This is a genomic window from Alistipes sp. AF48-12 (assembly GCF_003477565.1).
GTDB classification, from domain to species: domain Bacteria; phylum Bacteroidota; class Bacteroidia; order Bacteroidales; family Rikenellaceae; genus Alistipes_A; species Alistipes_A hominis.
In genome coordinates this window covers 1-2,006 of the sequence record NZ_QUDJ01000048.1, presented here as the reverse complement: position 1 = coordinate 2,006, position 2,006 = coordinate 1, and the positions used below count along the sequence as shown (strand labels likewise).

Sequence of the window (2,006 nt, the reverse complement as noted above, 5' to 3'; positions counted from 1 at the left end):
CCATAAGTATATTCTGGATTGTTGTTCTTTCATTAAGGAAACTTAATATTTCCTTGAATGGCATATTATCAAGATTAAATACATTTAGAAGTTCATCTAATGATAACAAGTCAAACGATACAGCCCTTTTTCCAGAAATAAAACCTGAATTAATATTAAGAACAATTCCAACTTTCTCAAAATCTGTTTTGGCATCTATCAGAACAGAAGCCATCTTTTCAATTTTTGGCGAATTATAGAATAAATGAATACTTATATAGCCTATGCCATTAGTGAATTGAGGATTAACAGAGGAATTGATAAGAATCGTTTGCTTGAAATCTCCTACTTTACGATGAAAACACATCTTAGATTTGTTCCAGCTGTATCCATATTTAGATAAAGTTGAAATAAACCCTTGTTCTAATACATTTCTTATTGCTATTCGTAATTCTTCTGCTTTCATATTAAAAATCAAACTAATGTCTGGCAGCTAATCGACCTTTATGGGCAATTGAGGTGCGTGTTACTGATACATTCTTTTAATTCTTATATCCTTTCTAATTCATATAAAACTTCTTTCAGTAAGTCATATTCTTTATTATTCAAATCTCCATGCGCTAATAATCCGCAAAGATTAGAATATATCTTATCATAGATTTGTGGATCAGCATCATTCTGGAAGGAATGTATTAGTTTCTTATAAAACTCATTCCTACTTTCCGATAGCTCTGTCATTTGCTCCAATTTTCTAATAAGTTCTTTCGTATTCATTCTTATCGGTAATGTTTGGTGGCTAACCGACCTTTAAGGGGAGGTTGAGCCGCTTGTTAATCGTCTTTATTGGATTGAATGTATTATTAAAGATACTTCGTCTTTTTGATAAAGATAAGTTTTTATTATACAAGATGTTTTTTGTAATGATAAAAAAACTTTAACCGACGCTTCACAATAGGGAGACAAAGAATCAAATAGGACTAATTCAGTAGAATCCCATTTTACTTCAACTTCTTCTATCGGTTCTGCCCCAGTTACTATATCATTCTCCAGAAGTTTTTCCACCGTTAGATAATCGGGAGCATACTTCCAACGAATTATTAAAATTGCTCCATCTTTATTTACTATGCGTGTAGCCATCGGTTCATCTCCCATTACCAATAAGACATGATTGTCTATATAGATTTTCCCCAAGTAATCTGTTACGCTACATATAGCATTGTAGTTTTCTTGACCCTTCCATTGATGGGCATATTGTTGCTCAACAATGACAAATGGGCTTCCTGATGTTTCAATCCAATTATTCATATTTTTCTCAGCGATTAATGTTTTGCAGCGTTCCGCTTTAAATGTTTCATCTGTTTGTCAGCAATCTTGTTTTTTTACCATATACCAACTTCACAAATACCCTTGAATCTATCTAATACCATTCCGTTTTTTTTATCACTTCCCAAATTTACACTTATATGCTTGAGGTTAGGAAGATTTTCAGGAATTATATTATCCAATACATCAAAAGGCAATTGCAAGAGTAAGTTTTTTAAATTCTCGTGGTATAAAGGAAAACTTTGTAACCGTTTCATATTGGCAAGAGACATACCGGTTAAAGAATGAAGGTTGCTTAAATCCGGCATTTCTTCAACATTGCTAAGTCCGTCTAAACCAATAGATCTTAGTTCTTTCAAGTCCAATAAAAAATTAAGATTCAATATTTTCGGAGAACGGTATATATCTATGCTTCTTAAATTTGGTGCCTTAATACCTAAATGTGCCCCATCCTTTAAATTAAAACAAGTTAATGTTTCCAAGTTTGGTAAGCAGGATAATATGTTTGAATCTAACCCTTTTATTTTTAAGCGTTTCAGTCTGTTCAGCTTGTTCAATGTAGGATATTGATATTTCGTTATAGGATAAAAACTTATACAGAGTTCTTCCAGTTTCTCCAATGAAACAAGTTCGTCAATACAGAGTTTATTATCATATAGTGCATCAATAACTATACTCCTCAAATTTCTGAATATTGAAATTCC

General features: G+C 32.0%; 4 protein-coding genes. All 4 read right to left on the bottom strand.

Annotated features, from left to right (window positions below; all coding sequences use genetic code 11):
* On the bottom strand, positions 1-445 hold a 445-nt coding region (locus DW082_RS14390), incomplete at its 3' end, for a hypothetical protein (protein ID WP_147387090.1).
* An 83-nt stretch (positions 446-528) separates the two neighbouring features.
* Positions 529-753, bottom strand: coding sequence for a hypothetical protein (locus DW082_RS14115; RefSeq protein ID WP_029427360.1), 225 nt, complete (start codon positions 751-753; stop codon positions 529-531).
* A gap of 66 nt (positions 754-819) precedes the next feature.
* Positions 820-1,284 (bottom strand): Imm21 family immunity protein, encoded by a 465-nt coding sequence (locus tag DW082_RS14110; RefSeq protein WP_004295263.1) that lies wholly within the window; start codon positions 1,282-1,284, stop codon positions 820-822.
* A gap of 74 nt (positions 1,285-1,358) precedes the next feature.
* The coding region (locus DW082_RS14105) for a hypothetical protein (protein WP_220452666.1) at positions 1,359-2,006 on the bottom strand (648 nt) is incomplete at its 5' end.